23 protein-coding genes are annotated in these 23,103 nt (G+C 74.1%); 13 read left to right on the top strand and 10 right to left on the bottom strand.

Annotated features, from left to right (window positions below):
* Positions 1–210: 210 nt before the first annotated feature.
* The gene (locus tag ACIQVZ_RS34295) at positions 211–831 is read right to left on the bottom strand and encodes a TIGR03086 family metal-binding protein (RefSeq protein ID WP_402455529.1); all 621 of its coding nucleotides are present in this window, start codon (positions 829–831) and stop codon (positions 211–213) included.
* Positions 828–1,694 carry an alpha/beta hydrolase gene (locus tag ACIQVZ_RS34290; protein WP_402455526.1) on the bottom strand — a complete coding sequence of 289 codons (867 nt, stop codon included), beginning with the start codon at positions 1,692–1,694 and terminating at the stop codon, positions 828–830. The genes ACIQVZ_RS34295 and ACIQVZ_RS34290 overlap by 4 nt, the downstream gene beginning before the upstream one ends.
* A 175-nt stretch (positions 1,695–1,869) precedes the next feature.
* Here ACIQVZ_RS34290 and ACIQVZ_RS34285 point away from each other — a divergent pair, with 175 nt between their 5' ends.
* Positions 1,870–2,511: a TetR/AcrR family transcriptional regulator gene (locus tag ACIQVZ_RS34285; protein ID WP_402455523.1), complete on the top strand. Its 642-nt coding sequence runs from the start codon at positions 1,870–1,872 to the stop codon at positions 2,509–2,511.
* Here ACIQVZ_RS34285 and ACIQVZ_RS34280 read toward each other — a convergent pair.
* A complete protein-coding gene (locus ACIQVZ_RS34280; protein ID WP_402455520.1) occupies positions 2,508–3,827 on the bottom strand; it encodes an amidase in 1,320 nt (439 codons plus the stop codon). The two genes, ACIQVZ_RS34285 and ACIQVZ_RS34280, sit on opposite strands and share 4 nt — an antisense overlap.
* 30 nt (positions 3,828–3,857) lie before the next feature.
* On the bottom strand, positions 3,858–4,088 hold the full coding sequence (locus ACIQVZ_RS34275; RefSeq protein WP_350880659.1) for a hypothetical protein: 231 nt from the start codon (positions 4,086–4,088) through the stop codon (positions 3,858–3,860).
* 207 nt (positions 4,089–4,295) lie between these two features.
* Here ACIQVZ_RS34275 and ACIQVZ_RS34270 point away from each other — a divergent pair, with 207 nt between their 5' ends.
* Positions 4,296–5,273 carry an LAETG motif-containing sortase-dependent surface protein gene (locus ACIQVZ_RS34270; RefSeq protein WP_402455516.1) on the top strand — a complete coding sequence of 326 codons (978 nt, stop codon included), beginning with the start codon at positions 4,296–4,298 and terminating at the stop codon, positions 5,271–5,273.
* Positions 5,274–5,361: 88 nt separating this feature from the next.
* On the opposite strand, the gene ACIQVZ_RS34265 is transcribed toward ACIQVZ_RS34270, so the two are convergent.
* Positions 5,362–5,997 (bottom strand): ATP-binding protein, encoded by a 636-nt coding sequence (locus ACIQVZ_RS34265; RefSeq protein ID WP_402455513.1) that lies wholly within the window; start codon positions 5,995–5,997, stop codon positions 5,362–5,364.
* Positions 5,998–6,226: 229 nt separating this feature from the next.
* On the opposite strand from ACIQVZ_RS34265, the gene ACIQVZ_RS34260 reads away from it, so the two are divergent.
* The 11 genes from ACIQVZ_RS34260 to ACIQVZ_RS34210 all read left to right on the top strand — a co-directional run bounded on the left by ACIQVZ_RS34260 (position 6,227) and on the right by ACIQVZ_RS34210 (position 18,765).
* Entirely contained in the window at positions 6,227–7,057 is an 831-nt protein-coding gene (locus tag ACIQVZ_RS34260; protein WP_402455510.1) for a hypothetical protein, read from the top strand.
* Between the two features lie 224 nt (positions 7,058–7,281).
* A complete protein-coding gene (locus ACIQVZ_RS34255) occupies positions 7,282–8,037 on the top strand; it encodes a YcnI family protein (protein WP_350880667.1) in 756 nt (251 codons plus the stop codon).
* A gap of 79 nt (positions 8,038–8,116) precedes the next feature.
* On the top strand, positions 8,117–8,785 hold the full coding sequence (locus tag ACIQVZ_RS34250; RefSeq protein ID WP_350880669.1) for an SCO family protein: 669 nt from the start codon (positions 8,117–8,119) through the stop codon (positions 8,783–8,785).
* Entirely contained in the window at positions 8,782–9,303 is a 522-nt protein-coding gene (locus ACIQVZ_RS34245) for a copper chaperone PCu(A)C (protein WP_350880671.1), read from the top strand. Before ACIQVZ_RS34250 ends, ACIQVZ_RS34245 begins: the two co-directional genes overlap by 4 nt.
* Before the next feature lie 13 nt (positions 9,304–9,316).
* Positions 9,317–11,380: a FixH family protein gene (locus ACIQVZ_RS34240; protein ID WP_402455505.1), complete on the top strand. Its 2,064-nt coding sequence runs from the start codon at positions 9,317–9,319 to the stop codon at positions 11,378–11,380.
* Positions 11,381–11,385: 5 nt separating this feature from the next.
* Entirely contained in the window at positions 11,386–12,708 is a 1,323-nt protein-coding gene (gene efeB, locus ACIQVZ_RS34235; RefSeq protein WP_402455502.1) for an iron uptake transporter deferrochelatase/peroxidase subunit, read from the top strand.
* A 124-nt stretch (positions 12,709–12,832) separates the two neighbouring features.
* Complete coding sequence (pheA, locus tag ACIQVZ_RS34230; protein WP_350880677.1) at positions 12,833–13,768, top strand: prephenate dehydratase; 936 nt, start codon at positions 12,833–12,835, stop codon at positions 13,766–13,768.
* A 570-nt stretch (positions 13,769–14,338) separates the two neighbouring features.
* Positions 14,339–15,613, top strand: coding sequence for a serine--tRNA ligase (gene serS / locus ACIQVZ_RS34225; protein ID WP_350880679.1), 1,275 nt, complete (start codon positions 14,339–14,341; stop codon positions 15,611–15,613).
* A gap of 47 nt (positions 15,614–15,660) precedes the next feature.
* Complete coding sequence (locus tag ACIQVZ_RS34220) at positions 15,661–16,521, top strand: HAD family hydrolase (protein WP_402455497.1); 861 nt, start codon at positions 15,661–15,663, stop codon at positions 16,519–16,521.
* A gap of 159 nt (positions 16,522–16,680) precedes the next feature.
* Positions 16,681–17,412 carry a FadR/GntR family transcriptional regulator gene (locus ACIQVZ_RS34215; protein ID WP_350880683.1) on the top strand — a complete coding sequence of 244 codons (732 nt, stop codon included), beginning with the start codon at positions 16,681–16,683 and terminating at the stop codon, positions 17,410–17,412.
* A 66-nt stretch (positions 17,413–17,478) separates the two neighbouring features.
* Positions 17,479–18,765: an MFS transporter gene (locus ACIQVZ_RS34210; protein ID WP_350880685.1), complete on the top strand. Its 1,287-nt coding sequence runs from the start codon at positions 17,479–17,481 to the stop codon at positions 18,763–18,765.
* A gap of 98 nt (positions 18,766–18,863) precedes the next feature.
* Here ACIQVZ_RS34210 and ACIQVZ_RS34205 read toward each other — a convergent pair whose 3' ends face one another.
* The 5 genes from ACIQVZ_RS34205 to ACIQVZ_RS34185 all read right to left on the bottom strand — a co-directional run bounded on the left by ACIQVZ_RS34205 (position 18,864) and on the right by ACIQVZ_RS34185 (position 22,869).
* A complete protein-coding gene (locus ACIQVZ_RS34205; RefSeq protein WP_063348377.1) occupies positions 18,864–19,583 on the bottom strand; it encodes an ABC transporter permease in 720 nt (239 codons plus the stop codon).
* 58 nt (positions 19,584–19,641) lie between these two features.
* Positions 19,642–20,559, bottom strand: a complete 918-nt coding sequence (locus ACIQVZ_RS34200; protein ID WP_350880687.1) for an ABC transporter ATP-binding protein — start codon at positions 20,557–20,559, stop codon at positions 19,642–19,644.
* A 26-nt stretch (positions 20,560–20,585) separates the two neighbouring features.
* Positions 20,586–21,488: an ABC-2 transporter permease gene (locus ACIQVZ_RS34195; RefSeq protein ID WP_350880689.1), complete on the bottom strand. Its 903-nt coding sequence runs from the start codon at positions 21,486–21,488 to the stop codon at positions 20,586–20,588.
* Positions 21,472–22,434: an ABC transporter ATP-binding protein gene (locus tag ACIQVZ_RS34190; protein WP_402455492.1), complete on the bottom strand. Its 963-nt coding sequence runs from the start codon at positions 22,432–22,434 to the stop codon at positions 21,472–21,474. Before ACIQVZ_RS34190 ends, ACIQVZ_RS34195 begins: the two co-directional genes overlap by 17 nt.
* A gap of 225 nt (positions 22,435–22,659) precedes the next feature.
* Positions 22,660–22,869, bottom strand: a complete 210-nt coding sequence (locus tag ACIQVZ_RS34185) for an SIMPL domain-containing protein (RefSeq protein WP_350880693.1) — start codon at positions 22,867–22,869, stop codon at positions 22,660–22,662.
* Positions 22,870–23,103 lie beyond the last annotated feature (234 nt).

Raw genomic sequence — 23,103 nt, 5'->3', positions numbered from 1 at the left:
ATCAGGGCCTGTCAGGTTTGGGATCACCTTCGGGTGTCCGGGCGGCCCGGGACTGACGAGGAGCAGGAGATGTTCTGGGAGTTCATCGTGCTGGTGGCCGCCTCGACCGGCTTTCCGACGGCCGCGCTGCTCTTCCTGATCGGCGGGCCGCGCTTCCCCGACGAACAGCGCGGCGGCCGGCACGCCTAGGCCCTGTCCGGACCGGCGTTCCTAGGCCTTCCAGGCCGGGTCCCGCCCGAGCAGGGCCAGCGCGCGGTCGAACCGGCCTCCCGACGCACCCGGTTCGAGGCGCGGCGCGAACGCCTTGCCCGGCACCCGGTTCTCCGGCGCGGCCGGGACGGCCTCGGCGACCGCCAGCAGGGTCGCCGCCAGCGCCTCGTCGCCGTCCACGACCGCGGTGAACGGGGCCTGGACGCCGAGCGCGGCCGCGACGTCCCAGCCGTGCACCAGGGTGTCGAGCAGGTGGAAGCCGACCGCGTGCGCCAGCGGGAAGGGGCCGCCGTGCCGGATCTCCGGCAGCCAGACCTCGCGCCCGGCCGCCACGGCCTCGCGGAACGCCTCGGTGAGCTCGGCGCCCGTGCGGCGGAAGGCGCCCGCCGGGTCGTCGCCGACCGGGGCGTCGGCCCAGAGCGCGAGGTCGGGCCCGGCACCGCGGGCGGCCGCGGCGAAGCCCTGGTGCTGGCCGACGATGTGCTCCATCAGCCGGCGCAGCGTCCAGCCCGCGCACGGGCTCGGCAGCTCCAGCTGGTCCGGCCGCAGGCCGTCCACCACTTCGGCGGCCAACTCCACCGATCGGGCGTGCAGTTCGACGAGTTCTCCGGCGCGGCTCATGCGGCACTGACCTCCTGACCGGCCGACAGGAAGCCGATCGCGTTGTCGATGACGGTGGGCTCGGCGACGATCCTGCGGTGGCCGAGCCCCCGGGTGACCAGTAGTTCCAGCCGGTCACCGTACGCGGCTTTCAGGCGCCGCGCGTGCGATATTCCGACCACGTCGTCGTCCTCGTCGTGCGCCACCAGGATCGGCGGCGACACCTCCTCGGGCCGGTGCGCGGCGTCGAAGCGCCGCCACGGGTCCTCGGTGCCGGCGAACAGCTCGTGCTCGATCCGGTGCCGCAGGTCCCGCTCGATCACCGGGCGGAGGCCGAGCCCGGCGCAGAACGCGCCCGGCAGGTAGGCGAATTCGCTGACCCCGGCGAGGGCGACCAGCCGCCCGGCCCGGACTCCCTCGCGCAGCGCCAGGAACGCCCCGGCCACGCCCAGCGAGTGCGCCACGATCGCCTCGAACCCGCCGTAGCCGTCCTGGAGTTGCCCGGCGATGGCGCGGTACTCCAGCACCGTGGTGGCCCGGCCGCCGGAGTCGCCGTGGCCCGGCGCGTCGAAGGCGACCGGGCTCAGCCCGAGCGCGCGCAGCCGGGGCACGTAGGGGGCGAAGCGCGAGGCGCGGGATCGCCAGCCGTGCATCAGCAGCACCGGCCGGGTGCCGTCGCCCCAGCGGTAGACGACGACCTCCTTGCCGTTCACGGTGATCCGCTCGACGGCGGCCTGCCGGTGGGTCTCCCGCTCGGCGGGGCGGACGGCGCTGCGCCGCAGCGGACGCTGGAACAGCTCGTACGCGGCGCGACCGGCCAGCCGGGGCGCCAGGTGCGAGGTGGTGTTGAGGGCGGTGCGAACCAGTGCGAGGGCCGGGTCCATGCGGTCTCCCTGTCGGTGCGGACGGGCGTGCCGGGGTGCGGGGGCCGTGCTGGGTCCAGATATTAGCACGACCGTTCGTGCAGTTTTATGAACAGGAAGTCCGCCGCCCACCCCCGGGCTACCCTGGCGGCACGCACCGCGACGGCGACGGCGACGACGAGAACTGAGGTGGCCGATGGCCGGATCGACCACGGACGGACGGGTCCTGCGCGGCGAGGAGACCCGCCGGGCGGTGCTGCACCGCGCCGTCGCGATCGCCTCCGTCGAAGGCCTCGGCGCGCTCTCCATCGGCCGTCTCGCCACCGACCTCGGACTCAGCAAGAGCGGCGTGTTCGCCGGCTTCGGCTCCAAGGAGGAGCTCCAACTCGCCACCGTCCGCGCCGCCCGCCGCATCTTCGCCGACGCCGTCGTCGCCCCGGTCGCCGACACCCCGCCCGGCCTCGCCCGGGCCCGCGCCCTCTGCGAGAGCTGGCTCGCCTACTCCCGGGCCCGGGTCTTCCCCGGCGGCTGCTTCTTCTACGAGGTCACCGCCGAGTTCGACGCCCGCCCCGGCGCCGTCCGGGACGCCCTCGCCGACTGCGCCCGCGAATGGCGCCAGGTGATCACCGACGCCCTCGCCGAGGCCCGCGCCACCGGCGGCCTACGGCCCGGCACCGACCTCGACGACCTCGCCTTCGCCCTGATCGCCCTCCTGGAGACGGCCAACTCCCAGGCCGTGCTGCACGACGAGGACGTTCCCTACCAGCGGGCCGCCCGCCTCCTGCTGCGCCTGCTGCGCGCCGAGGCCGGCGACCCGGCCGACCCGGCGCTCGCCTAGGCGTCCGGGCTTCCGCCCAACGCCCCTTCCAGGAAAGCCGCCTGGGCCAGCAGCCGCTCGTCGCCGCCCGCCGTGCCCACCACCTGGAGGCCCAGCGGCAGCCCCTCCGCCGTCCGCCCGGCCGGCAGGCTCAGCGCGGGCAGGCCCAGGTAGCTCCACGGCAGCGACATCACCGGGTCCCCGGTGGTGTGCAGGCCCTCCGGCGCCCCGCCGGTCGCCGACGGCGCCAGCCACAGGTCCACTCCGGCCTCGGCGGTCGCCCGGGCGACCCGCTCGCGCAACCGCTCCCGGGCCTGGAGCGCGGCCGCCCGGTCCTCCGCCGCGACGCCCTGACCGACCCGGATGCTCGCCGCCGTCTCCGGCCGGTACAGGCCACCGAACCGGGCGAACCAGTCGGCGTGGCTGCGGGCCAGCTCGAAGCGGTTGATCGTCTGCAGTTGCCGGGTGATCCCGGCGAAGTCCGGGAACAGCGGCACCCGGCGCACCGTCAGGCCGGCCCGCGCCAGGCGCTCCAGGCTCTCCTCGAAGACGCGCAGCGCCGCCGGATCGGCCCGCTCCAGGTACGCGCCGTCCGGGACCCCGAGCACCGGCCGTACGGCGGCCGCCGGCCCGCCCCGCCATTCGTCGCAGAGCAGTGCGGCCGCCAGGGCCGCCCCGGCCAGATCGGCCGTGAACACCCCCAGGGTGTCGAAGCTCGGCGCGTTCGGGATCACCCCGGCCGTCGGGATCCGCCCGTACGTGGGCCGGAAGCCCACCACCCCGCAGTACGCGGCCGGCCGGATCACCGACCCCACCGTCTGGGTGCCGACCGCCAGCGGCACCAGCCCCGCCGCGACCGCCGCCGCCGACCCGCTGCTGGAGCCGCCCGGGGTGTGCCCGGGATGGTGCGGGTTGCGGGTCGGTCCCGGCGCGCTCGCCGCGAACTCGGCGGTCACCGTCTTTCCGGCGACCAGCGCCCCGGCCGCCCGCAGCCGGTCCACCACCACGGCCTGCGGCCCCGCCAGGACCCCCGGCGGCAGCGCCGAACCGCCGTGCGTGGGCAGCCCGTCCACGTGCACGATGTCCTTGACCCCCACCGTCACCCCGTACAGCGGCGGCCGCCCGGCCGGCTCGGGGTGCCGCGCGGCCAGCGCCCGCGCCTGCGCGCGCAGCCGGTCGTGCCGCCCCGGCTCCGGGACGAACGCGTGGATCAGCGGATCCACCCGTTCGACCAGCGCGCAGAACCGGTCGACGTGCTCGGACAGGCCCGGTACGCCGGACCGCAGCCCGGCGGCCTCACGGGTCAACGACCGTGGCCGGGCGAGGGGTTGCTCCATGCCGATCACGGTAGACCACCCGTTGGCGCACTACTGGTGTTCGGCCGACAGGTACGGCGTCTCGCGCAGGTAGTACGCCCCGCAGGTGTGGCAGCACAGCTCCGGTGTCTTGCCCCAGTCCACCGGCTCCCGCACCTGCGCGCCCGGGTCGAGCTCCCGGCCGCACATCGCCACGCTCTCCGCCCCCCGGACCATGTGCCACAACCGCACCCCGCCGGTCGCACCCCCGGCCCCGTACTCGGCTCGCATCTGGTGCTTCATGCGGCCATCGTCCGGCCCCCCGGCCACCCCGGCAACCGGTGGCCGAACAGGCGCCCGGGCAGCACCGATCACTTAGCGCCAAATCTGATCGAAACCAGCCACTCGCAACCGGTAGGGTTCGCGGGCGCGACCCGCGCCGACGGCCCTGCCGGAGGCCTCAAGTCGCCCGAAATCGACCCCATTTACCCCAATCTGGAGCTTCTCAACGTGCGCTCTTCTCGCCTTCTGGCCGCGTCCGCGCTGATGGCGCTCTCCTTCGGCACCACGGTCGGCGCCGTCAGCGCGAGTGCGGTCGGAGTCCCCTCCTCTCCGCCCCCCACCTCCACCCCGGCCACCCCGAGCGCCCCCGCGCCGAGCACCCCGGCCCCGAGCACCACCCCGAACGCCCCCGCCACGGCGACTCCGAGCACCACCCCCAGCCGCACCGCGACGGCCACCCCCACCAACCGGCCGTCCACCCTGCCGACGCCGACCCCGACCACCAGCGACCGGTGCCACGGCGGCGTCTACCAGAGCCCGCTGCTCAAGGTCACCGGCTCCGGCCTGTACGGCACCACCCTGGTCAAGGGCGGACCGGCCGCCGAGCTGAGCGTGACCTGGCAGAACAACAGCGGCGTCGATCTGCCCGCCGTCCACAACTCGCTCTACGTCACCGACGAGTTCGACGGGGACTACCCCGTCCAGTGGAGCACCGAGTTCTTCGACGTTCAGCTGAACACCGGCTCCGGCTGGAAGCCCGCAAAGCTCGACGACCGCTCCCTCCGGTCGCCGGACCTCAAGCTGGCCAAGGGCGAGAAGATCACCTACCAGGTCCGGATCGCCGCCACCGCCAAGGCCCCGGTCGGGAAGTACGGCGCCAACTACGACGCCGGCTCCGACGCGTTCGACAACGACAAGGTGCCCACCCCGGCCAACAACAAGCCGAACGCCTGCACCCAGTTCTACAACCCCTTCGAGGGCGAGTTCCGGGTCGCCGACGCCGGTGCCGCCACGCCGACTGCCGGCACCCCCGCGGCCGCCGGCCACGGTTCGGCCTCCGCCTCGCCGTCGGCGGGCCCGCACCTGGCCGAGACCGGTGCCGACTCCAGCACCCTGCCGATCGCCCTCGGCGGCGCCGCCGTCCTGGCGGCCGGCGCCGGCACCGTGTTCGTCCTGCGCCGCCGCAAGGCCGGCGCGCACAGCTGACCCTGCACCGACTGAACGCCGGGGGCGCGGACCGTGGTCCGCGCCCCCGGCGTTCGTCGTATCAGCGCGTCGCCATCAGTTCGCCGTGTCAGGACGCCCGCAGCAGGGCCCCGTCCTGCCACTTGAGGATCTTGTCGAAGCTCACGATGGCGCCCCGGAGCGGGTGGTTGCGGAGCTGGACGTGGTCGGTGAGGGCGTGGATGAGGAAGAGGCCCCGGCCGGATTCGGCGGTGAGGTCCGGGAGGGTGTCGAGGTCCACGGGGCGCAGCGTGGGCGCCGCGGGGCGGGCGGGGAGGACGTGGGTGTCGTAGGGGTGGCCGTCGCGCCGGGGCTGGTGGCCGGTGAGGACGCGGGCCGGGACGGTGGCGCGGCCGCGGCGGGGGCGGCGGTGCGCGGCCGGGCGGGGCGGCGGTGGGGGGACAGGGCGGCGACGCGGCGGCGGGGCGGGGGTGCCGACGGGGCCGGGCAGGCCGGGGCCGGAGTCGGTGACCTCGATCCGCAGGCGGTCGCCGCTGATCGAGGCGGTGACCTGGAAGCCGTCGTCGGGCCGCCCGCAGGCGCCGTGCTCGACGGCGTTGGCGCAGGCCTCGCTGAGGGCGACGCCGAGGTCGTGGGCGATCTGCGGATCGACGCCCGCCGTCGCCATGGCACCGAGCAGGATGCGCCGGGCCAGCGGGACGCTGGCCGGGTCGCGCTTGAGGTGCAGAGTCCACCAGATGTCCACGGGAGGTCCCTCCTGGCTGCGGCTCCACATACAACTAGGTATCTCCGGGCGATTCGGCGGTGAACCGTGCCCGGGGCCCGCTGCCGCCCGTTCGGCGGATGGACTGAGGCCGTGGATTGTGCCGAGTGGCGCACTCTCCGGTCTGCACGCCGCTGCCGAACGGGGCATTCGTAGGGATTTCCCACCCTGCCCACGCGGGCGAGGTAGGCGGTGAGATGATGTCCCGGCCATGACTGCCCTCCCCGCCGCCCCGCTCCCGGGCGCCCTCGCACCGGATGCGCCGGTGGGGGCCGCCGCCTGGGACCTGCGGCTTGCCCGGGCCGTCCCGTTCGCCCTGGTGTGCACGCTGATAGCGGCCGCCGGGCACGCCCTGGCGGGTGGCGGGAACGTGCCGCCGACCGCGTTGGCGACGGGCTTCGCCGCGGTGCTGGTGCTCGCGGTGGCCTGCGGTGGGCGGGAGCGTTCGCTGACGGCCATCGCCGGTGCGCTGGGCGCGGGGCAGCTCGGGCTGCACTGCCTGTTCCACAGCTTCAACGGCCACGCCGCGATCGGCGGCATGGCCGGCATGCACCACGGCGGCTCCGGTCCGCTGACCCTGCCGACCGTGGCGGGCCGGCTGATCTGCAACGAGGCGCGCCCCGGCACGCTGGCCGGCCTGCCCGGGAGCCCGACCGCCGAGCAGCTGGTCTCCTCGGCGGGCCTGGACCCGAACGCGTACGCCGTCGCGCCGTGGTGGCAGGGCGGCGTGTTCGGGATGACGCCGTCGATGCTGGCCGGGCACCTGGCCGCCGCGCTGGTCGCGGGCTGGTGGCTGCGGCGCGGTGAGGCGGCGCTGTGGCGGCTGGTGCGGGTGACCGCGTCGGCGGCCCGGGAGCACTGGGCGGCGCCGCTGCGGTCGGCGCTGGTGCTGGTGGCGGCGCTGCTGCGCGGCCTGTTCGGCGCCGCCGGTCCGGCCCGCCCCTTCGGTGTCCGGGGCGGGGAGAGTCCGCTTCCGGCGGGTGCCGCGCTGCGGCACAGCGTGGTGCGGCGCGGTCCGCCGCGCGGGGCCTTCGCGTACTGATCCGGCTCCTGGCGCCCTGTTCGTGTCGGGCCCCGGTCGTGCGCAGCGTCCCGGGCCGGTCCCGTGTGTCCCCGACATCCCGTGTGTCCCCGACACGCCGACGGCCCCCGGTTCCGCCCCCACACGTCCCCAGCACGTCCCCACGCGCGGCCCCGCCGAGGCACGGTCTTCCCGTCGCCCGGACGCGGGCCGGTCCGCCGAGCTCCGATCGGAGACACCTCATCATGCGTTCCCTTCCCACCCGCCGTCTCGCCGCCGTCGCCCTCACCGCCGCCGCCTCCGTGGTGGCGCTGGCCGGTCCCGCGTTCGCGCACGTCACCGTGAACCCGGGTGCGGCCGCCCAGGGCGGCTACACGGCCGTCGACTTCCGGGTGCCGAACGAGAGCGACGCCGCCGGCACGGTGAAGCTGGAGGTCAACCTCCCGCTGGACCACCCGCTGGCCTCCGTCCGCACCCTGCCGCTGCCGGGCTGGACCGCGACCGTCGAGAAGGCGAAGCTCGACAAGCCGATCAAGGTGCACGGCAGCGACGTCAACGAGGCCGTCTCCAAGATCACCTGGACCGCCGACTCCGGCACCAAGATCGCCCCCGGTCAGTTCCAGGAGTTCCGGGTCTCGATCGGCCCGCTGCCCTCCGACGCCGACAGCATGGTCTTCAAGACCCTGCAGACCTACGACAACGGCGACATCGTCCGCTGGATCGACGAGTCCAAGGACGGCCAGCCCGAGCCGGCCCACCCGGCCCCCGTCCTGAAGCTCACCAAGGCCGCCGCCGGTGAGGACGCCCACGGCGGCGTCACCGCCGCCCCCTCCGCGGGCGCCCACGGCGACAGCGCCGACCACGCCGCGGCCCCGGCCGGCGCCAAGTCCAGCGACTCCACCGCCCGGGTGCTCGGCGTGGTCGGCATCGTGGTCGGCGTGATCGGCACCGCCGTCGGCGTGCTCGGCCTGCGCCGCCGGAGCAGCGGCTCCGCCTCCTGACCCGCCCCGCCGGCGGGGCCGTACCCACGCCCCGGGTACGGTCCCGCCGGCGGTCCCACCCCGCACGATCGGATCTCCCATGCTCCGCACCACCCGCACCACCCGCCTGGCCGGCGCGGCCGCCGTCGCGCTCGCCGCCGCCCTGACGCTGACCGCCTGCGGCTCCTCCGGGGGCGGCTCGACCCCCGCCAAGGTCACCCGGCAGAAGTCCGACTCGCCGTACCAGGGCACGGTGCTCACCAAGAACTTCGAGAAGCCCGACCTCCAGCTGACGGACACCTCCGGTCAGCCGTACGACCTGCGGCAGCAGACCAACGGCAAGACCACGCTGCTGTTCTTCGGCTACACCAGCTGCCCGGACGTCTGCCCGACCACCATGGGCGACATCGGAGTCGCGATGAAGGCGCTCCCGGCCGAGGAGCGGCAGAAGGTCAACGTCGTCTTCGTCTCCACCGACCCGCAGCGCGACACCCCCCAGGTGCTGCGCACCTGGCTGGACTCGATGGGCAGCGACTTCATAGGCCTGACCGGCGACCTGGCCAAGGTGAAGACGGCCGCCAGGTCGCTCGGCATCATGATCGAGGACCCGGTGGTCAACGCGGACGGCACCGTCACCTCGACCCACGGCGCGCAGGTGCTGGCCTTCCTCCCCTCGGACGACAAGGCGCACGTGCTCTACCTGAGCGGCACCGAGGTGAAGACCTACGAGCACGACCTGCCGCTGCTCGCCAAGGGGGTCGCGGCATGAAGGCCTCGACCGGCCACGCCCCGGCCGGCCGCGCGACCCTCGGCTTCCGGCGGACGGCGCTCACGGGCGCGGTACTGGCGACGGCCCTGGGCGGCGGCGCCATCCTGGTCGCCTGCGGGGCAGGCGGTCAGGGCGGTACCGGCGGCGGGGCGGCGAAGCTGAGCGTCGCCGACTCCTACATCCCGCTGCCCCCGGCCGGCGGGATGGCCGCCGGCTACCTGACCGTCCGCAACGACGGCGGGCAGGACCAGCTGGTCAAGGTGAGCAGCCCGGGCGCCGAGTCCGTCACCATGCACCGCTCGACCCCGTCGAGCATGGAGCAGGTCCCGAGCCTGGACGTGCCCGCGCACGGCGCGTTGGAGTTCGCCCGCGGCGGCACCCACCTGATGATCATGGGGTGGCAGAAGGCCCCCGCCCTCGGCGACGAGCTGGAGCTCGACCTGACCTTCGCCAAGTCCGGCACCCTGTCGGTCAAGGTGCCGGTCAAGGAGCTCACCTACCGTCCCGGCCAGAGTTAAGGGGACCGCCAGCATGGAGAAGGCCGCCCACCGCCGCATCGCCGGACTGCTCGGGACGCTCGGCGCGCTGCTCGCGCTGATGCTCGCCGGCGCCGGACCGGCCGCCGCGCACGCCACCCTGGAGTCCACCGACCCGCACCAGAACTCGGTGGTCGCCACCGCCCCGCAGGCGGTCACGCTGACCTTCAGCGAGTCCGTGTCGCTGTCCAGCGACTCGGTGCGGGTGCTCGACCCGGCCGGCAAGGCGGTGGACACCGGCAACCCCGGGCACGCCGACGGCAAGGCGGACACCGCCCGGGTCGGGCTGAACAGCGGGCTCGCCAACGGCACGTACACCGTCGCCTGGCGGGCCGTCTCGGAGGACTCGCACCCGATCGGCGGCGCGTTCACCTTCTCCATCGGCGCGCCCTCGGACACCTCGGTGTCCGCCACCGCGCTCCAGGGCGCCAAGGCCGACGGCCTGGTCTCCGCCCTCTACGGCACCGGGCGCACCATCGCGTACGCGGCGTTCGCGCTGCTCGCCGGCGTCGCCGCGTTCGTGCTGATCTGCTGGCCGGAGGGCGCCACCCGGCGCCGGATGCAGCGGCTGCTGATGACCGGCTGGACGGCGCTGCTGGCCTCCACCGTCGCGGTGCTGATGCTGCGCGGCCCGTACGAGCGCGGTTCGGGGATCGGCAAGGCCCTCGACCTGGCGCTGGTGCGCGCCACCCTGGACGAGCGGATCGGCACCGCGCTGGCCGCCCGGCTGCTGCTGCTCGCGGCGAGCGGGGTGTTCCTGTCGCTGCTGGTCGGCCAGTTGGGGCAGCCGGCCCGGTCGGCGGCGCAGCCCGGCGACGCCGGGACCACGGGGAGCGCCGGAAGCGGCGGAAGCGGCGGAAGCGGCGGAAGCGGCGGAAGCGCGGGCGACGAGGAGGCCGAGGAGGCCGAGCTGCGGGAGCTGGAGCAGCGCGCCGCCGAGCGGCCGCAGCGCGAGGCCCGGCTGGGCCTCGGCGTCGCCGGGCTGGTGCTCTCGATCGCCCTGGCGGCGACCTGGGTCGGCGCCGACCACGCCTCGGTCGGCATCCAGGTCTGGCTGTCGCTGCCGCTCGGCATGCTGCACCTGATCGCGATGGCGCTCTGGCTGGGCGGCCTGGCCGCGTTGCTGGTCGCGCTGCGCGAGGGTGTCGGCGCGCAGGTCGTCGACCGCTTCTCGAAGGTCGCCTTCGGCTCGGTCGCGGTACTGGCCGCCACCGGCGTCTACCAGTCCTGGCGCGGCCTCGGCAGCTGGGGCGCGCTGACCGGCACCGAGTACGGGCGGCTGCTGCTGGTGAAGACCGGCTGCGTGGCCGTGATGCTCGGCGCCGCCTGGTTCTCCCGCACCTGGCTGGCCCGGCTGCGCGCGGCCCCGGCCGAGGCGGCGGAGGTCGAGCGGGCCGCGGTGCCGGAGCCGGTCGGCGTCGCCGCCGCGCACTCCGAGGACCCGCTCCGGCAGGCCCAGCTGGCCCGCCAGCAGGCGGCCCGGGAGAGCGCCGGGCGCGAGCGCGGACTGACCCCGACCCGGGCCGGGCTGCGCCGCTCGGTGCTGGTCGAGGCGCTGGTCGCGGTGGCGGTGCTGGTGGTCACCACGATGCTCACCAACTCCCCGCCCGGGCGGGTGGCGAGCGAGGTCAAGGCCGGTGCCGTCGCACCTGCCGCCGGAGCGGCCGCCGGGTCGGCCGCCGGGGGCGTGCCCGCTCCGCAGACCGAGCCGGGCCGCACCGTGGAGCTCAAGCTCCCGTACGACACCAAGGGCCGCACCCCGAACGCCAAGGGGACGGCGACCGTCACCCTCAACCCGGCCCGGACCGGCCCGAACGAGGTGCACCTCGCGCTGACCGGCGCGGACGGGCAGCCGGTGGACGTCCCCGAGGTGCAGCTCGCCTTCACCCTGCCGGACCGCGACCTCGGCCCGCTGCCGGTGGCGCTCACCCCGGAGGGCACCGGCCGCTGGAGCGGCACCGCGCAGCTGCCGCTGGCCGGCACCTGGGTGGTGTCGGTGCAGATCCGCTCCTCCGACATCGACCAGACCACCCCGACCCAGCAGTTCAAGATCGGCTGACCGCGATGGAGCACACCTCGACGGACCGCACCACGGCGGACCGGGCCACGGTGCCGAGGCCCGCAGCACAGGGTGAGCAGGCGCCCGGCCGCGCCGGCTTCACCCGGCGGGCCCTGCTCGGCACCGCCGGCGCCGGGCTGCTGGCCGGCGCCGGAGCCGGCGTCGCCGGGGCGGTCGCCCTGGACCGCCACCCCGGCGCAACGCCCGCCGCCGGACCGGGCGGCGCGCTCGGCGCGGCCCGGGTGCCGTTCCACGGCGAGCACCAGGCCGGCATCCTCGAACCCCAGCAGGCCCGGGTCCAGCTGGCCGCCTTCGACCTGGCCGAGGGCGTCGGCCGGGACGGGCTGCGCGCCCTGCTCCAGCGCTGGACGAAGACCGCCGAGCGGCTGACCGCCGGGGAGCCCGCCGAGGACGCCGACAACCAGGTGTCGCTGGACGCCGGCCCCTGCTCGCTCACCCTCACCGTCGGCTTCGGCGCCGCCCTGTTCGACAAGGCCGGGCTGGCCGACCGCCGACCGCAGGCGCTCGAACCGCTGCCGTCCTTCCCCGCCGACGCGCTCGACCCCGCACGCGGCGACGGCGACCTGTTCGTCCAGATCGGCGCCGACGACGCCCTGGTGGCCGTGCACGCGCTGCGGGTGCTGCAACGCCAGGCGGCCGGAACGGCGGCGCTGCGCTGGCAGTCGGCCGGCTTCGCCCGTACGCCCGGTGCCACCGCGCGCCCGATGACCGGCCGCAACCTGATGGGCCAGATCGACGGCACCAACAACCCCCAGCCGGGTGAGGACGGCTTCGCCGCCAAGGTGTTCTGCACCGCCGGGCCGGACCAGCCGGCCTGGCTCGCCGGCGGCTCGTATCTGGTGTTCCGGCGGATCCGGATGCTTCTGGACAACTGGGAGGCACTGCCGACCGACCGGCAGGAGCGGGTGATCGGGCGGCGCAAGTCGGACGGCGCGCCGCTCGGCGCGCCCGCCGGGGCCGGCGAGCGCGCCCCCGTCGACCTGGCCGCGCAGGGCCCGGACGGCGCGCTGGCGATCCCCGCCGACGCGCACGTCCGGGTGGCCGCCCCGGCCGCCAACGGCGGGGCGGCGATGCTGCGGCGCGGGTTCTCGTACCACGACGGCCTGCTGCCCGACGGCTCGCCGGACGCCGGGCTGCTCTTCCTCGCCTTCCAGGCCGACCCGCGCAAGGGCTTCACCCCGGTGCAGCGCAAGCTGGCCCGGGGGGACGGCCTCTCCCGCTTCCTGCGGCACGAGGCCAGCGGCCTGTACGCGGTGCCGCCGGGCGTCCCGGCCGGGGGGTACCTCGGCCAGCAGCTCTTCGAGTAGCACGCCCCGACGGGCTCCGGTCCCGGCCGCTGAAACGCTTTCCCGGCCGGCGGGTGGAGTCGTTATGGTGACTTCTTCGGCAACACCCCTGCCCCGGTTCCACCCTGTTCCCCACGGAGGCGTCATGTCGGCCACCCGCTACACCTACCTCGGCCCGGCCGGCACCTTCACCGAGGCCGCGCTGCGCACCCTGCCCGAGGCCGCGACGCGGGAGCTGGTGCCGCTGGCCTCGGTGCCGCTGGTGCTGGACGCGGTGCGCGGCGGGGACGCCTCCGGGGCGTTCGTCCCGATCGAGAACTCGGTCGAGGGCGCCGTCACCGCGACCAACGACGAACTCGCCGCCGGCGCACCGCTGATGATCTACCGTGAGGTCCTGCTGCCGATCTCCTTCGCGCTGCTGGTGCGGCCGGGTACCGACCTGGCGGGGGTCAAGACGGTGACCAGCCACCCGGTGGCCCAGGCGCAGGTGCGCCGCTGGCTGGCGGCCAATCTGCCGGACGCGCAGTGGGAGTCGGCCGCCTCCAACGCGGACGGCGCCCGGCTGGTCGCCGAGGGCCGCTACGACGGGGCGTTCGCGGGCGAGTTCGCGGCGCCGATCTACGGGCTGGACCCGCTGGTCAAGGACATCGCGGACGCGCAGACCGCGACCACCCGGTTCGTCCTGGTCGGCCGCCCGGGCCGGGTCTCCTCGCCGACCGGCGCGGACAAGACCTCGATGGTGGTCTGGCTGCCGGACGACCACCCGGGCGCGCTGCTGGAGCTGCTCCAGGAGTTCGCGGTGCGCGGGGTCAACCTGATGCGGATCGAGTCGCGGCCGACCGGCGAGGGCATCGGCAACTACTGCTTCCTGATCGACTGCGAGGGGCACCTGTCCGAGCGCCGGGTGGCGGAGGCCCTGATGGGGCTGAAGCGGATCAGCCCGCAGGTGCGGTTCCTCGGCTCCTATCCGCGCGCCGACCGGCAGGTCTCCACGCACCGGCGGCAGGGGACCTCGGACGACGATTTCACGGCCGCCGCCGACTGGCTCTCCCGGTGCCTCGACGGGCGCGGCGACATCTGATCCACGCGAGGGTGTCGCGACGGCACCGCGACGGCACCGCGACGGCACCGCGACAACATCTGATCGACGCCCTTTGTCTTTTCGCCCTTTTCCGATCGTTTTCCCCCGGCCGGACGGAAGGGGGCGGGTGACCGCACCCGTCGTCCACAGGGGCCCGCGGCGCCGGAACCCGCCATCCACAGGGGCGGGGACTATCCACAGCCGGAAGTTATCCACAGGCCTGGGGATGAGTCGACAAACCGGTATAGCCACTGCGGGTTTCGGTCGGATCATTGGTTAGCGGCGTAGAGATGACTAATCGGACCAGAGTCACCCGTGTGCCACTAAATCACCCGTCCGAGTGCTTCAATTCCCTCACCCGAGAAGGTCAAATGAGGTTTGAAACCTCAATTCCCTGGCTTCGGTGATCGGAGGGCCAACCTCCCCTTCAATCCACAGGCACCGCCCGGATCCTGTGGATAACCCCGGCCCCGCGCGTTCCCCACAGAAGTTATCCACAGGATCCGGGTGGTTATCCCCAGGGGAAAACCCGTACCGGTGGACGAGCCTCCGCCCGGTACGCTTGGGCCTGTGATTGACCTTCGCCTGCTTCGTGAGGACCCTGACCGAGTGCGCGCCTCGCAGCGCGTCCGTGGCGAGGACGTCGACCTGGTCGACGCCCTCCTCTCCGCCGACGAACGGCGCCGGTCCTCGGGCAGTCGCTTCGACGAACTGCGCAGCGAGCAGCGGACGCTCGGCAAGCAGGTCGCCCAGGCCAAGGGCGAGGAGAAGGCCGCCCTGCTGCAGCGCACCAAGGAGCTGGCCGCCGAGGTCAAGGCCGCGGACGCCGAGCAGGGCGCGGCCAAGGAGGAGGCCGAGCGCCTGCTCCGCTCGCTGGCGAACCTCATCGACCCGGCCGCCCCGGTCGGCGGCGAGGAGGACTTCGTCACCCTGGAGGAGATCGGCACCCCGCGCGACTTCGCCGCCGAGGGCTTCGAGCCGCGCGACCACGTCGAGCTCGGCCAGATCCTGGGCGCGATCGACACCGAGCGCGGTGCCAAGGTCGCCGGCGCCCGCTCCTACTACCTGACCGGCGTCGGCGCGCTGCTGGAGCTCGCCCTGGTCAACATGGCCATCGCCCAGGCCACCGCGGCCGGCTTCATCCCGATGATCACCCCGACCCTGGTCCGGCCCGCCGCCATGGACGGCACCGGCTTCCTCGGCCAGGCCGCCGAGAACGTGTACCACCTCGCCGAGGACGACCGGTACCTGGTCGGCACCAGCGAGGTCCCGCTCGCCGCGTACCACATGGACGAGATCCTCGACGCCGACAAGCTGCCGCTGCGCTACGCCGGCTACTCGTCCTGCTTCCGCCGCGAGGCCGGCACCTACGGCAAGGACACCCGCGGCATCATCCGCGTCCACCAGTTCGAGAAGGTGGAGATGTTCGTCTACACCACTCCCGAGGACGCCGAGAACGAGCACCGCCGCCTGCTCCAGTGGGAGAAGGACTTCCTCAACGCGCTGGAGCTGCCCTACCGGGTGATCGACGTCGCCTCCGGCGACCTCGGCGCCTCGGCCGCGCGCAAGTTCGACATCGAGGCCTGGATCCCGACCCAGGGCAAGTACCGCGAGGTCACCTCGACCTCCAACACCACCGAGTACCAGGCCCGCCGGCTCGCCATCCGGATGCGCGAGGAGGGCAAGACCCGCCCGCTGGCCACCCTGAACGGCACCCTGGTCGCCGTCCCGCGCACCATCGTGGCGATCCTGGAGAACCACCAGCAGGCCGACGGCTCGGTGGTCGTGCCCGAGGCACTGCGGCCGTTCCTCGGCGGGCGGACCGTCCTCGAACCGGTCAAGTAGCACCGCGCCACCCGCACCACCCGCAACTCCCGGGAGACGTACGGCCCATGAGCACCACCAGCCCCAGCCCCGTCTCCCCCCGCGGTGAGCACCCGAGCGGTGGCGGCCTGCCCTACCGGCTGGTCGCCACCGACCTCGACGGCACCCTGCTGACCAGCGAGGAGACCGTCTCCGAGCGCACCCGCGCCGCCCTGGCCACGGCCACCGGCGCGGGCGCGCTGCACATCGTCGTCACCGGCCGCTCCGCCGCCTGGGCCCGCCCGGTCTTCGACGAGATCGGCTACACCGGGATAGCCGTCTGCGGCCAGGGCGCCCAGGTGTACGACGCCGGCGCGCACCGGCTGCTCACCTCCCTCACCCTGGACCGCCGGCTCGCCGCGCTCGCCATCGCCAAGATCGAGGCCGAGACCGGCCCGCTGGCCGTCGCCGCCAACCAGGACGGCCTGGACGGCGAGGTGCTGGCCGGCCCCGGCTACGAACTGCTGATCGGCTCCGACCTCCCGGTCGTCCGGGTCGACCGCGACCAGCTGCTCGACGCCCCGGTCAGCAAGCTCTACATCCAGCACCCCGGACTGACCGACGACGCGCTCGCCGAGGCCGCCCGCCGCGTCGCCGGGGACCTGGTCGGCGTCGTGATGGCCGGTGCCGGAGTGGTCGAACTGCTGCCGCTGGGCCTGTCCAAGGCCACCGGGCTGGCCGTCGCCGCCCGCCGCCTGGGCGTCCGCGGGGCCGACACCATCGCCTTCGGCGACATGCCCAACGACGTGCCGATGTTCGGCTGGGCGGCCCGCGGCGTCGCGATGGCCAACGCCCACGAGGAACTGCTCGCCGTCGCCGACGAGGTCACCGCGAGCAACGACGAGGACGGCGTCGCCGTCGTCCTGGAACAGCTCTACCCGGGCGTCTGACTCCTCCTCCCGACCCCGCCGTGGTGTTCGGCGGGGTGTTCGGTGCGGTGTTCGGCGAGGGTTCACCTCCAGTTGTAGGATGACCGGGCAAGCAGTTGTAGGATGACCGACGACCGGCGCTGACCAGCGACGCGGTGACCAGACGAAGGGAGTACCGGCATGACCGGCGACGGCAACAGCCTCCAGGCGGCCGGACGGCGCTCCCTGGTGGACACCGCGATCGACCAGCTGCGCGAGCAACTGGCCGGCGGCGTCTGGCCGGTGGGATCGCAGATCCCCACCGAGCACGAGCTCGCCGAGCGGCTCCAGGTCGGCCGGAACACCGTCCGGGAGGCGATCCGGGTGCTGGTGCACGCCGGCATGCTCGTCTCCCGCCAGGGCGAGGGGACGTTCGTCCGCTCCACCAGCGACCCGGCCGCCGTCCTGCGCGGCGTCCAGCGCTCGGGCATCCGGGACGTCCTGGAGGTCCGGGCCGCGCTGGAGACCGAGGCCGCCCGGCTGGCCGCGCTGCGGCACACCCCCGAGGACGTCGAGCGGATGCGGGCCGCGCTGGCCCGCGAGGCCGAGGTGATCGCCTCGCACGCCGAGCGGACCGACCGCGAGGCCACCGTCGAGCACGACCTGGAGTTCCACACCGCCATCGTCGAGGCCGCGCACAACCCGGCGCTCACCGAGGTCTACCGCTACTTCGGCGCCTCCGTGCGCGAGTCGATGACCTCGGCCTTCGGCGACCACGACATGCCCGAGGTGGCCGTGGCCACCCACGCGGCGCTGGTCGACGCGATCGAGAGCGGCGACCCGGACCGTGCCGAGGCCGCGTGTCGCGCGCTGCTCGCCGAGCCGACCGCGGCCGTCGAGCAGCTCCTCGCGGCCATCGCGGCCCGGAAGTGACGTAGGCACCCGCCTCCCTTCCGTCCTCCGCGCCCTCGCGCACATTCACGAAAGAACAGCACACCCATGGCCGTCACCCGTGCCCAGCAGCCGGTTGCCACCACGTCCCTCCCGCTTCCCGTCCGCACCCGGCTGGCCCACCCCGCGCTGCTGCTGACCGGCATCCTGCTGGTCGCGCTGAACATGCGCGCCTGCCTGGCGGCGGTGTCGCCGATGGTCGGCGAGATCCAGCGGACCTTCGGACTCTCCGCCACCGCGAGCGGACTGATCACCACCGTGCCGGTGCTGTTCCAGGGCGTCGGCGCCCCGCTCACCCCCCGGCTGACCCGGCGGTTCGGCACCGAACGGGTGGTGCTGGGCGCGGTCCTGGTGCTGGGCGCGGGCGTGCTGCTGCGGGTGCTGCCCTCGGTGGCGGCGCTGTACGCGGGCTGCGTGGTGATCGGCGTGGCCATCGCGGTGCTGAACGTGTCGATGCCGGGCCTGGTGAAGCGGGAGTTCCCGGACCGGGCGGCGGCGATGACCGGCGTCTACTCGACCACCATGCTGGTCGGCGCGACCCTGGCGGCCGGTCTGTCGGTGCCGCTGGAGCACGCCCTCGGCGGCGGCTGGCAGGCCTCGCTGGGCACCTGGTCGCTGCTCGCGCTGATCGCCGCGGTGGCCTGGCTGCCGCAGGTGCTGCGCTCCCGGCAGGAGCGGGCGGCGGTCGCGGCGCCGACCGGCCTCTCCGCCGGACGGGTGGCCGGCCCTGCGGCCGGTCGGGCGGCGGCCGAGAAGCCGATCGAGGGCATCTGGCGCTCGCCGATGGCCTGGCAGATCAGCCTCTTCATGGGCATCTCGTCGCTGCTGGTGTACACCCTGGTCGCCTGGATGCCGACCATCCTGGCCGACCACGGCATGGACCGCGGCGAGGCCGGTCTGGTCTTCGCCTTCTCCAACCTGGTGCAGGTCGCGGGCGCCTTCCTGGTGCCGCTGCTGGCCGGCCGGATGACCCGCCAGCGCGGGCTGGCGGTGGCCATGGCCGGGCTGAACGGCCTCGGCGTCGCCCTGCTGCTGATCGCGCCGGTGTCCGGCGCCTGGGTGTCGGCGACCATCCTGGGCGTCGCCCAGGGCGGTTCGCTGGGCCTGGGCCTGGCGTTCATCGTGCTGCGCACCGGCAGCGCGGCCGGCGCCGCCCAGCTGGGCGGGATGTCGCAGGCGGTCGGCTACCTGGTCGCGGCGGCGGGCCCGGTCGGCGCCGGCGCGCTGCACCAGCTCACCGGCGGCTGGACGGCCACCCTGGTGCTGATGCTGGTGCTGGCCACCGTGGTCGGCGCGGCCGGCTGGGGCGCGGGCCGCAACCGGACGCTCGGCTAGCACCTCCGCCCGGACCGACCCGGGCCGATCCTGACCGCCCCGGGCCGACCCCGGCTGCCCCGGACCGACCCCGGCTGCCCCGGACCGACCCCGGCCGGCTACTCCTCGGCGGCCAGGGTCAGTCCGGCCAGCTTCACCGAGGCCAGCACCGTCGCCGCGACGGTGACCGCCAGCAGCAGCGGGACGGCCACCCCGAGCGAGACGTCGGCGCCGATCGCGGCGTCCCCCGCGACCGCCTCGGCCACCGACCGGCCCCACTGCTGGACGCTCAGCGTCCGGGCGCCCGACACGAAGTTGCCGATCAGCGACTCCCAGACCAGCGCGTACCCCAGCCCGGCCACCACCGCGTGCCGGGTGACCACGCCGAGCAGCAGGAACAGTGCGCTGTACGCCGCCCCGGCGACCAGCACCGCCACGGTGTAGCCGAGCGCGATGCCGTCCCTGGTGCCGATCAGCAGCAGGCCGCAGAGCAGCGTCGGGAGGGCCGCGAACACCCAGGTGGTGCCGATCGCGACGACCAGTTTGGTGGTGACGATCTTCCACCGCGGCAGCGGCTTGGCCAGCAGGTAGACGATCGAGCCGTCGTCGATCTCGGTGGCGATCACGCCGGTGCCGACGACCAGGCCGAGGATCGGCACCAGGGTGCCGAGGCCGAGCTGCCCGAGGATCTTGACGGTGAGGTCGTGCTCGTTCCCGCTGGCGGTGCCGCTCGCGACGGCCGAGATGACCAGCAGCAGGGCGGGGACCACCAGCAGCAGGAGGCCGCGGCGGCGGCCCAGCAGGCCGCGCAGGGTCAGCCTGGCGACGGTCGGGTTCATGGTCGGTCGGCCCTTTCCTGGGTCCGGTACGGGAGTTCGGTGGCTCGGACGCCGGGCCTCACGCGGAGACCAGGTAGGAGAAGACGCTCTCCAGCGACTCGTCCGCCGGCGAGACGGTGTACAGCCGGATGTCCGCCTCCCGGGCGACCCGGGGCAGCAGGGTGGTGAAGCCCTGGAAGTTCACCGCCTCGATCCGCAGCGCCCGTTCCCGCGCGTCCACCTCGACACCGGTCGTGGAGCCGTCGGCGATCAGCGCGGCGGCCAGCCGGCGGTCGTCGCTGGAGCGGACCAGATAGCGGTGCGGCCGGTCGGTCATCAGCCGGCGGATCTTCCGGAAGTCACCCGAGGCGGCGTGCCGGCCGGCCACCACGACCTCGATGTGCCGGGCCAGTTGCTCGACCTCCTCCAGGATGTGGGAGGAGAACAGCACCGTCCGCCCGTCCGCGCCGAACCGGCGCAACAGCTCCATCAGCTGGAGCCGCTGGCGCGGGTCCATGCCGTTGAACGGTTCGTCGAGCAGCAGCACGGCCGGGTCGTGGACCAGCGCGGAGGCCATCTTGACCCGCTGCTTCATGCCCTTGGAGTACGTCCCGGTGCGGCGGTCCTTGGCGTAGTCCATCTCCACCAGGTCCAGGGCGCGCCGGGCGGCGGCGCCCGGGTCGGCGAGGCCGTGCAGTTCGGCGTTGGCGAGCACGAACTCCCAGCCGGTCAGGTAGTCGTACATCGACTCCCGCTCCGGGACCAGGCCGATCTGCCGGTACACCTGCTGGTTGCGCCAGATCGGCGCGCCGTCCAGGGTGACCGCCCCGCTGGAGGGCGAGAGGAAGCCGCTCATCATGTGGATGAGGGTCGACTTGCCCGCGCCGTTCGGACCGAGCAGGCCGGTAATGCCTGGGCCGATCGTCATACTGATGTCGTTGACGGCGACCACGTTCCCGAACCAGCGGGAGACCTTGTCGATGGTGATGGTGGCCATGACGCCCTCTCAAACTCCTCGGTTCATCAGACGCTGCGGTAACGGCGCAGCAGCAGCCCGTACGAGCCGGACACCATCGCGACGACGGCGGCGGTGAAGACGACCACGCCGAGCCCGCCGGGCGCGTGCATCCGGCCGTCCATCCCGCCGACGTCGAAGAGCTGGTTGGTCAGGCTCTCCACCAGGTCGTTCGGCGACAGCAGCGCGATCCACTGGGCGGAGTCCGGGACGGTGAACTCGGTGGCGGTGCCGATCCGGGTCAGGATCGCCACCACGGCCGTGCTGATCGCCAGGTAGCCCATGATCCCGGCCACCCCGAAGCCGCGGCGCGGGGTCGCGGCGGCGACCACCAGCGCCACCGAGGTCGGCACCAGGGAGTACAGCAGGGCGGCGACCAGGCCGGACAGGAAGTGCCCGGTGTTGTGCCCGAAGTCCAGCCCGCCGAGCAGCGCCCCGATGTAGAGGACCAGCAGCGGCGCCGCCATCAGCAGGAACTGGGCGCTGACCATGGCGGCGAACTTGGCCCGGACGTAGTCGGCGCGGGTGATCGGGCGGGAGAAGTACAGCGGGACGGTGTGGTGCCGGAGATCCCGGGAGAACAGCACCGGCGCCTGCGAGGCCAGGAAGGTCGACACGATCAGCACGAACGAGGACAGGTACCGCGGGTAGTCCAGCGGCAGCTCCTTCGCGCTGGTGGCGAGCGCGATCGCCACCATGACCACGGCCGGCAGCGTGACCACGCCGAGCACCAGCATCGGCAGCACCTTGGACTTGCCGGAGCGCCCGAGCCCGTACGCGGCGCGCAGGCTCTGGGTGAACAGCGAGCGCGTCGCGTAGGCCCGGCCGAGCCGGGGCCCGGTGTAGCCGCGGTAGCCGATGTCGTGGATGACGCCGGTGTCGGCGGACCTGGTGTCAGGAGGCAGCGACATCGTCCGTCCCTCCCCTGCTCTCGTCGGTGAAGAGTTCGGCGACCCGGTGGCGGCGCTGCTCCAGCCGGACCAGGCCGAGACCCAGGCCGGCGACGGTGTCGCGGATGGTGTCGTAGGTGTCGTCGCCGGCCAGCCGGACCAGCAGCAGGTGCGAGCCCTCCGGTTGGACGGACAGCCCGGCGGCGGCCAGCCGTTCGCGGACGGCGTCGCCCGGCTCCGGCACGGCGTCCTGCGGGTGGTCCGTCACCTCGACCGCCAGGACGGCCGTCGCCTCGGTGAAGGAGGCGGTGGAGGAGGAGCGCAGCAGCTTGCCGCCGTCGATCACGACCAGGTGGTCGCAGGTGCGCTCCAGCTCGCCGAGCAGGTGGGTGGTGACCAGCACCGAGATCCCGAAGTCGGTGTGCACCCGGCGGATCAGGCCCAGCATCTCGTCCCGGCCGGCCGGGTCGAGGCCGTTGGTCGGCTCGTCCAGCAGCACCAGCTTCGGGTCGTGCACCAGCGCCTGGGCGAGCTTGACCCGCTGCTTCATGCCCGTCGAGTACCCGCCCATCGGCCGGTACCGCTCCTCGTACAGGCCGACGTGCCGCAGGGTGTCCGCGGTGCGCTCGCGGGCGGCGGTGGCCGGCAGCCCCGCCATCCGCGCCATGTGCACCACGAACTCGGTCGCCGACACGTCCGGCGGCAGGCAGTCGTGCTCGGGCATGTAGCCGACCCGTTCGCGGATCTCCGGGCCCCGGGTGGCGACGTCCAGGCCGAGGACCTCGCCGCGGCCGGACGTCGCCGGGGCGAGGCCGAGCAGAATCTTGATGAGGGTGGACTTGCCCGCCCCGTTGGCCCCGACCAGCCCGACCACCCCGGGCCGCACCTCGACGGTGAGCTGGTCGAGGGCGGTGACCCGGGGGAACCTCTTGGTGAGGCCGTCCGTCTTGATGACAGCAGTGGACACCCACTCAACGTAACGGGCTGACGCGTCAAGGGCTATGAGCTGGAATGACGAGCCCGTCTGGTGCTGCGGTATGACGCCGCGGAGGATCTCCCCTAAGGGGCGGAGCACCTCCCCCTCAGGGTCAGGACGTCCTCGTCGCCCATGCGGAGGCCGGCCACGTGAACTCCGGCGGCGACGACCCCGGGGCGGCGGTCTTCGGTCGGCCCCCAACGGCGCGACCAGAAGCTACGGGGCGGCGATCGCGAATCCCAGCACGACCGCGGCCGAGACCACGACGGCACCCGGCGCGAGGTCAGTCTCGGAAACGCCACCGGAGTCGCCGTGCCCGCGGTACCAGCCGCTTCCGATGCTCTCCGGGTCGACGTCCTCGATGTGGACGACCTGGCCCAGCCGCACGCCCGCGGCCTCCGCGTACAACTCGGCCTTCGCCCTCACAGGCCCGGACGGCGTCCGCCCGGGCCTGCGCCCTCAGGTCCGGCTTGCTGCGTACGTCGAAGTCGACGCCCTCCACCTGGTTGGCCCCCGCCTCCACTGCGGCGATCAGGAACGGTTCGAGGGAGTCGAGGTCCCGGTACTAGATGAGTGATGCGAAGGGTTAGTGGTCGTAGGCGGTCAGTGAGCGCATGACGGGCTGGCCGGTGTGGTCGTTGTGCCAGATCGCGCAGGTCA

This window comes from Kitasatospora sp. NPDC098663 (assembly GCF_044760075.1).
Lineage (GTDB): Bacteria > Actinomycetota > Actinomycetes > Streptomycetales > Streptomycetaceae > Kitasatospora.
The sequence above is the reverse complement of the archived record's forward strand: the minus strand, read 5'-3'. Positions and strand labels throughout refer to the sequence as shown.

What these genes read in the sequence shown, in the direction of transcription:
- ACIQVZ_RS34295 (WP_402455529.1), bottom strand. Translation starts at nt 831, where the DNA reads ATGAGCCGCGCCGGAGAACTCGTCGAACTGCACGCCCGATCGGTGGAG.
- ACIQVZ_RS34290 (WP_402455526.1), bottom strand. Translation starts at nt 1,694, where the DNA reads ATGGACCCGGCCCTCGCACTGGTTCGCACCGCCCTCAACACCACCTCG.
- ACIQVZ_RS34285 (WP_402455523.1), top strand. Translation starts at nt 1,870, where the DNA reads ATGGCCGGATCGACCACGGACGGACGGGTCCTGCGCGGCGAGGAGACC.
- ACIQVZ_RS34280 (WP_402455520.1), bottom strand. Translation starts at nt 3,827, where the DNA reads ATGGAGCAACCCCTCGCCCGGCCACGGTCGTTGACCCGTGAGGCCGCC.
- ACIQVZ_RS34275 (WP_350880659.1), bottom strand. Translation starts at nt 4,088, where the DNA reads ATGAAGCACCAGATGCGAGCCGAGTACGGGGCCGGGGGTGCGACCGGC.
- ACIQVZ_RS34260 (WP_402455510.1), top strand. Translation starts at nt 6,227, where the DNA reads ATGACTGCCCTCCCCGCCGCCCCGCTCCCGGGCGCCCTCGCACCGGAT.
- ACIQVZ_RS34255 (WP_350880667.1), top strand. Translation starts at nt 7,282, where the DNA reads ATGCGTTCCCTTCCCACCCGCCGTCTCGCCGCCGTCGCCCTCACCGCC.
- ACIQVZ_RS34250 (WP_350880669.1), top strand. Translation starts at nt 8,117, where the DNA reads ATGCTCCGCACCACCCGCACCACCCGCCTGGCCGGCGCGGCCGCCGTC.
- ACIQVZ_RS34245 (WP_350880671.1), top strand. Translation starts at nt 8,782, where the DNA reads ATGAAGGCCTCGACCGGCCACGCCCCGGCCGGCCGCGCGACCCTCGGC.
- ACIQVZ_RS34240 (WP_402455505.1), top strand. Translation starts at nt 9,317, where the DNA reads ATGGAGAAGGCCGCCCACCGCCGCATCGCCGGACTGCTCGGGACGCTC.
- efeB (WP_402455502.1), top strand. Translation starts at nt 11,386, where the DNA reads ATGGAGCACACCTCGACGGACCGCACCACGGCGGACCGGGCCACGGTG.
- pheA (WP_350880677.1), top strand. Translation starts at nt 12,833, where the DNA reads ATGTCGGCCACCCGCTACACCTACCTCGGCCCGGCCGGCACCTTCACC.
- ACIQVZ_RS34220 (WP_402455497.1), top strand. Translation starts at nt 15,661, where the DNA reads ATGAGCACCACCAGCCCCAGCCCCGTCTCCCCCCGCGGTGAGCACCCG.
- ACIQVZ_RS34215 (WP_350880683.1), top strand. Translation starts at nt 16,681, where the DNA reads ATGACCGGCGACGGCAACAGCCTCCAGGCGGCCGGACGGCGCTCCCTG.
- ACIQVZ_RS34210 (WP_350880685.1), top strand. Translation starts at nt 17,479, where the DNA reads ATGGCCGTCACCCGTGCCCAGCAGCCGGTTGCCACCACGTCCCTCCCG.
- ACIQVZ_RS34205 (WP_063348377.1), bottom strand. Translation starts at nt 19,583, where the DNA reads ATGAACCCGACCGTCGCCAGGCTGACCCTGCGCGGCCTGCTGGGCCGC.
- ACIQVZ_RS34200 (WP_350880687.1), bottom strand. Translation starts at nt 20,559, where the DNA reads ATGGCCACCATCACCATCGACAAGGTCTCCCGCTGGTTCGGGAACGTG.
- ACIQVZ_RS34195 (WP_350880689.1), bottom strand. Translation starts at nt 21,488, where the DNA reads ATGTCGCTGCCTCCTGACACCAGGTCCGCCGACACCGGCGTCATCCAC.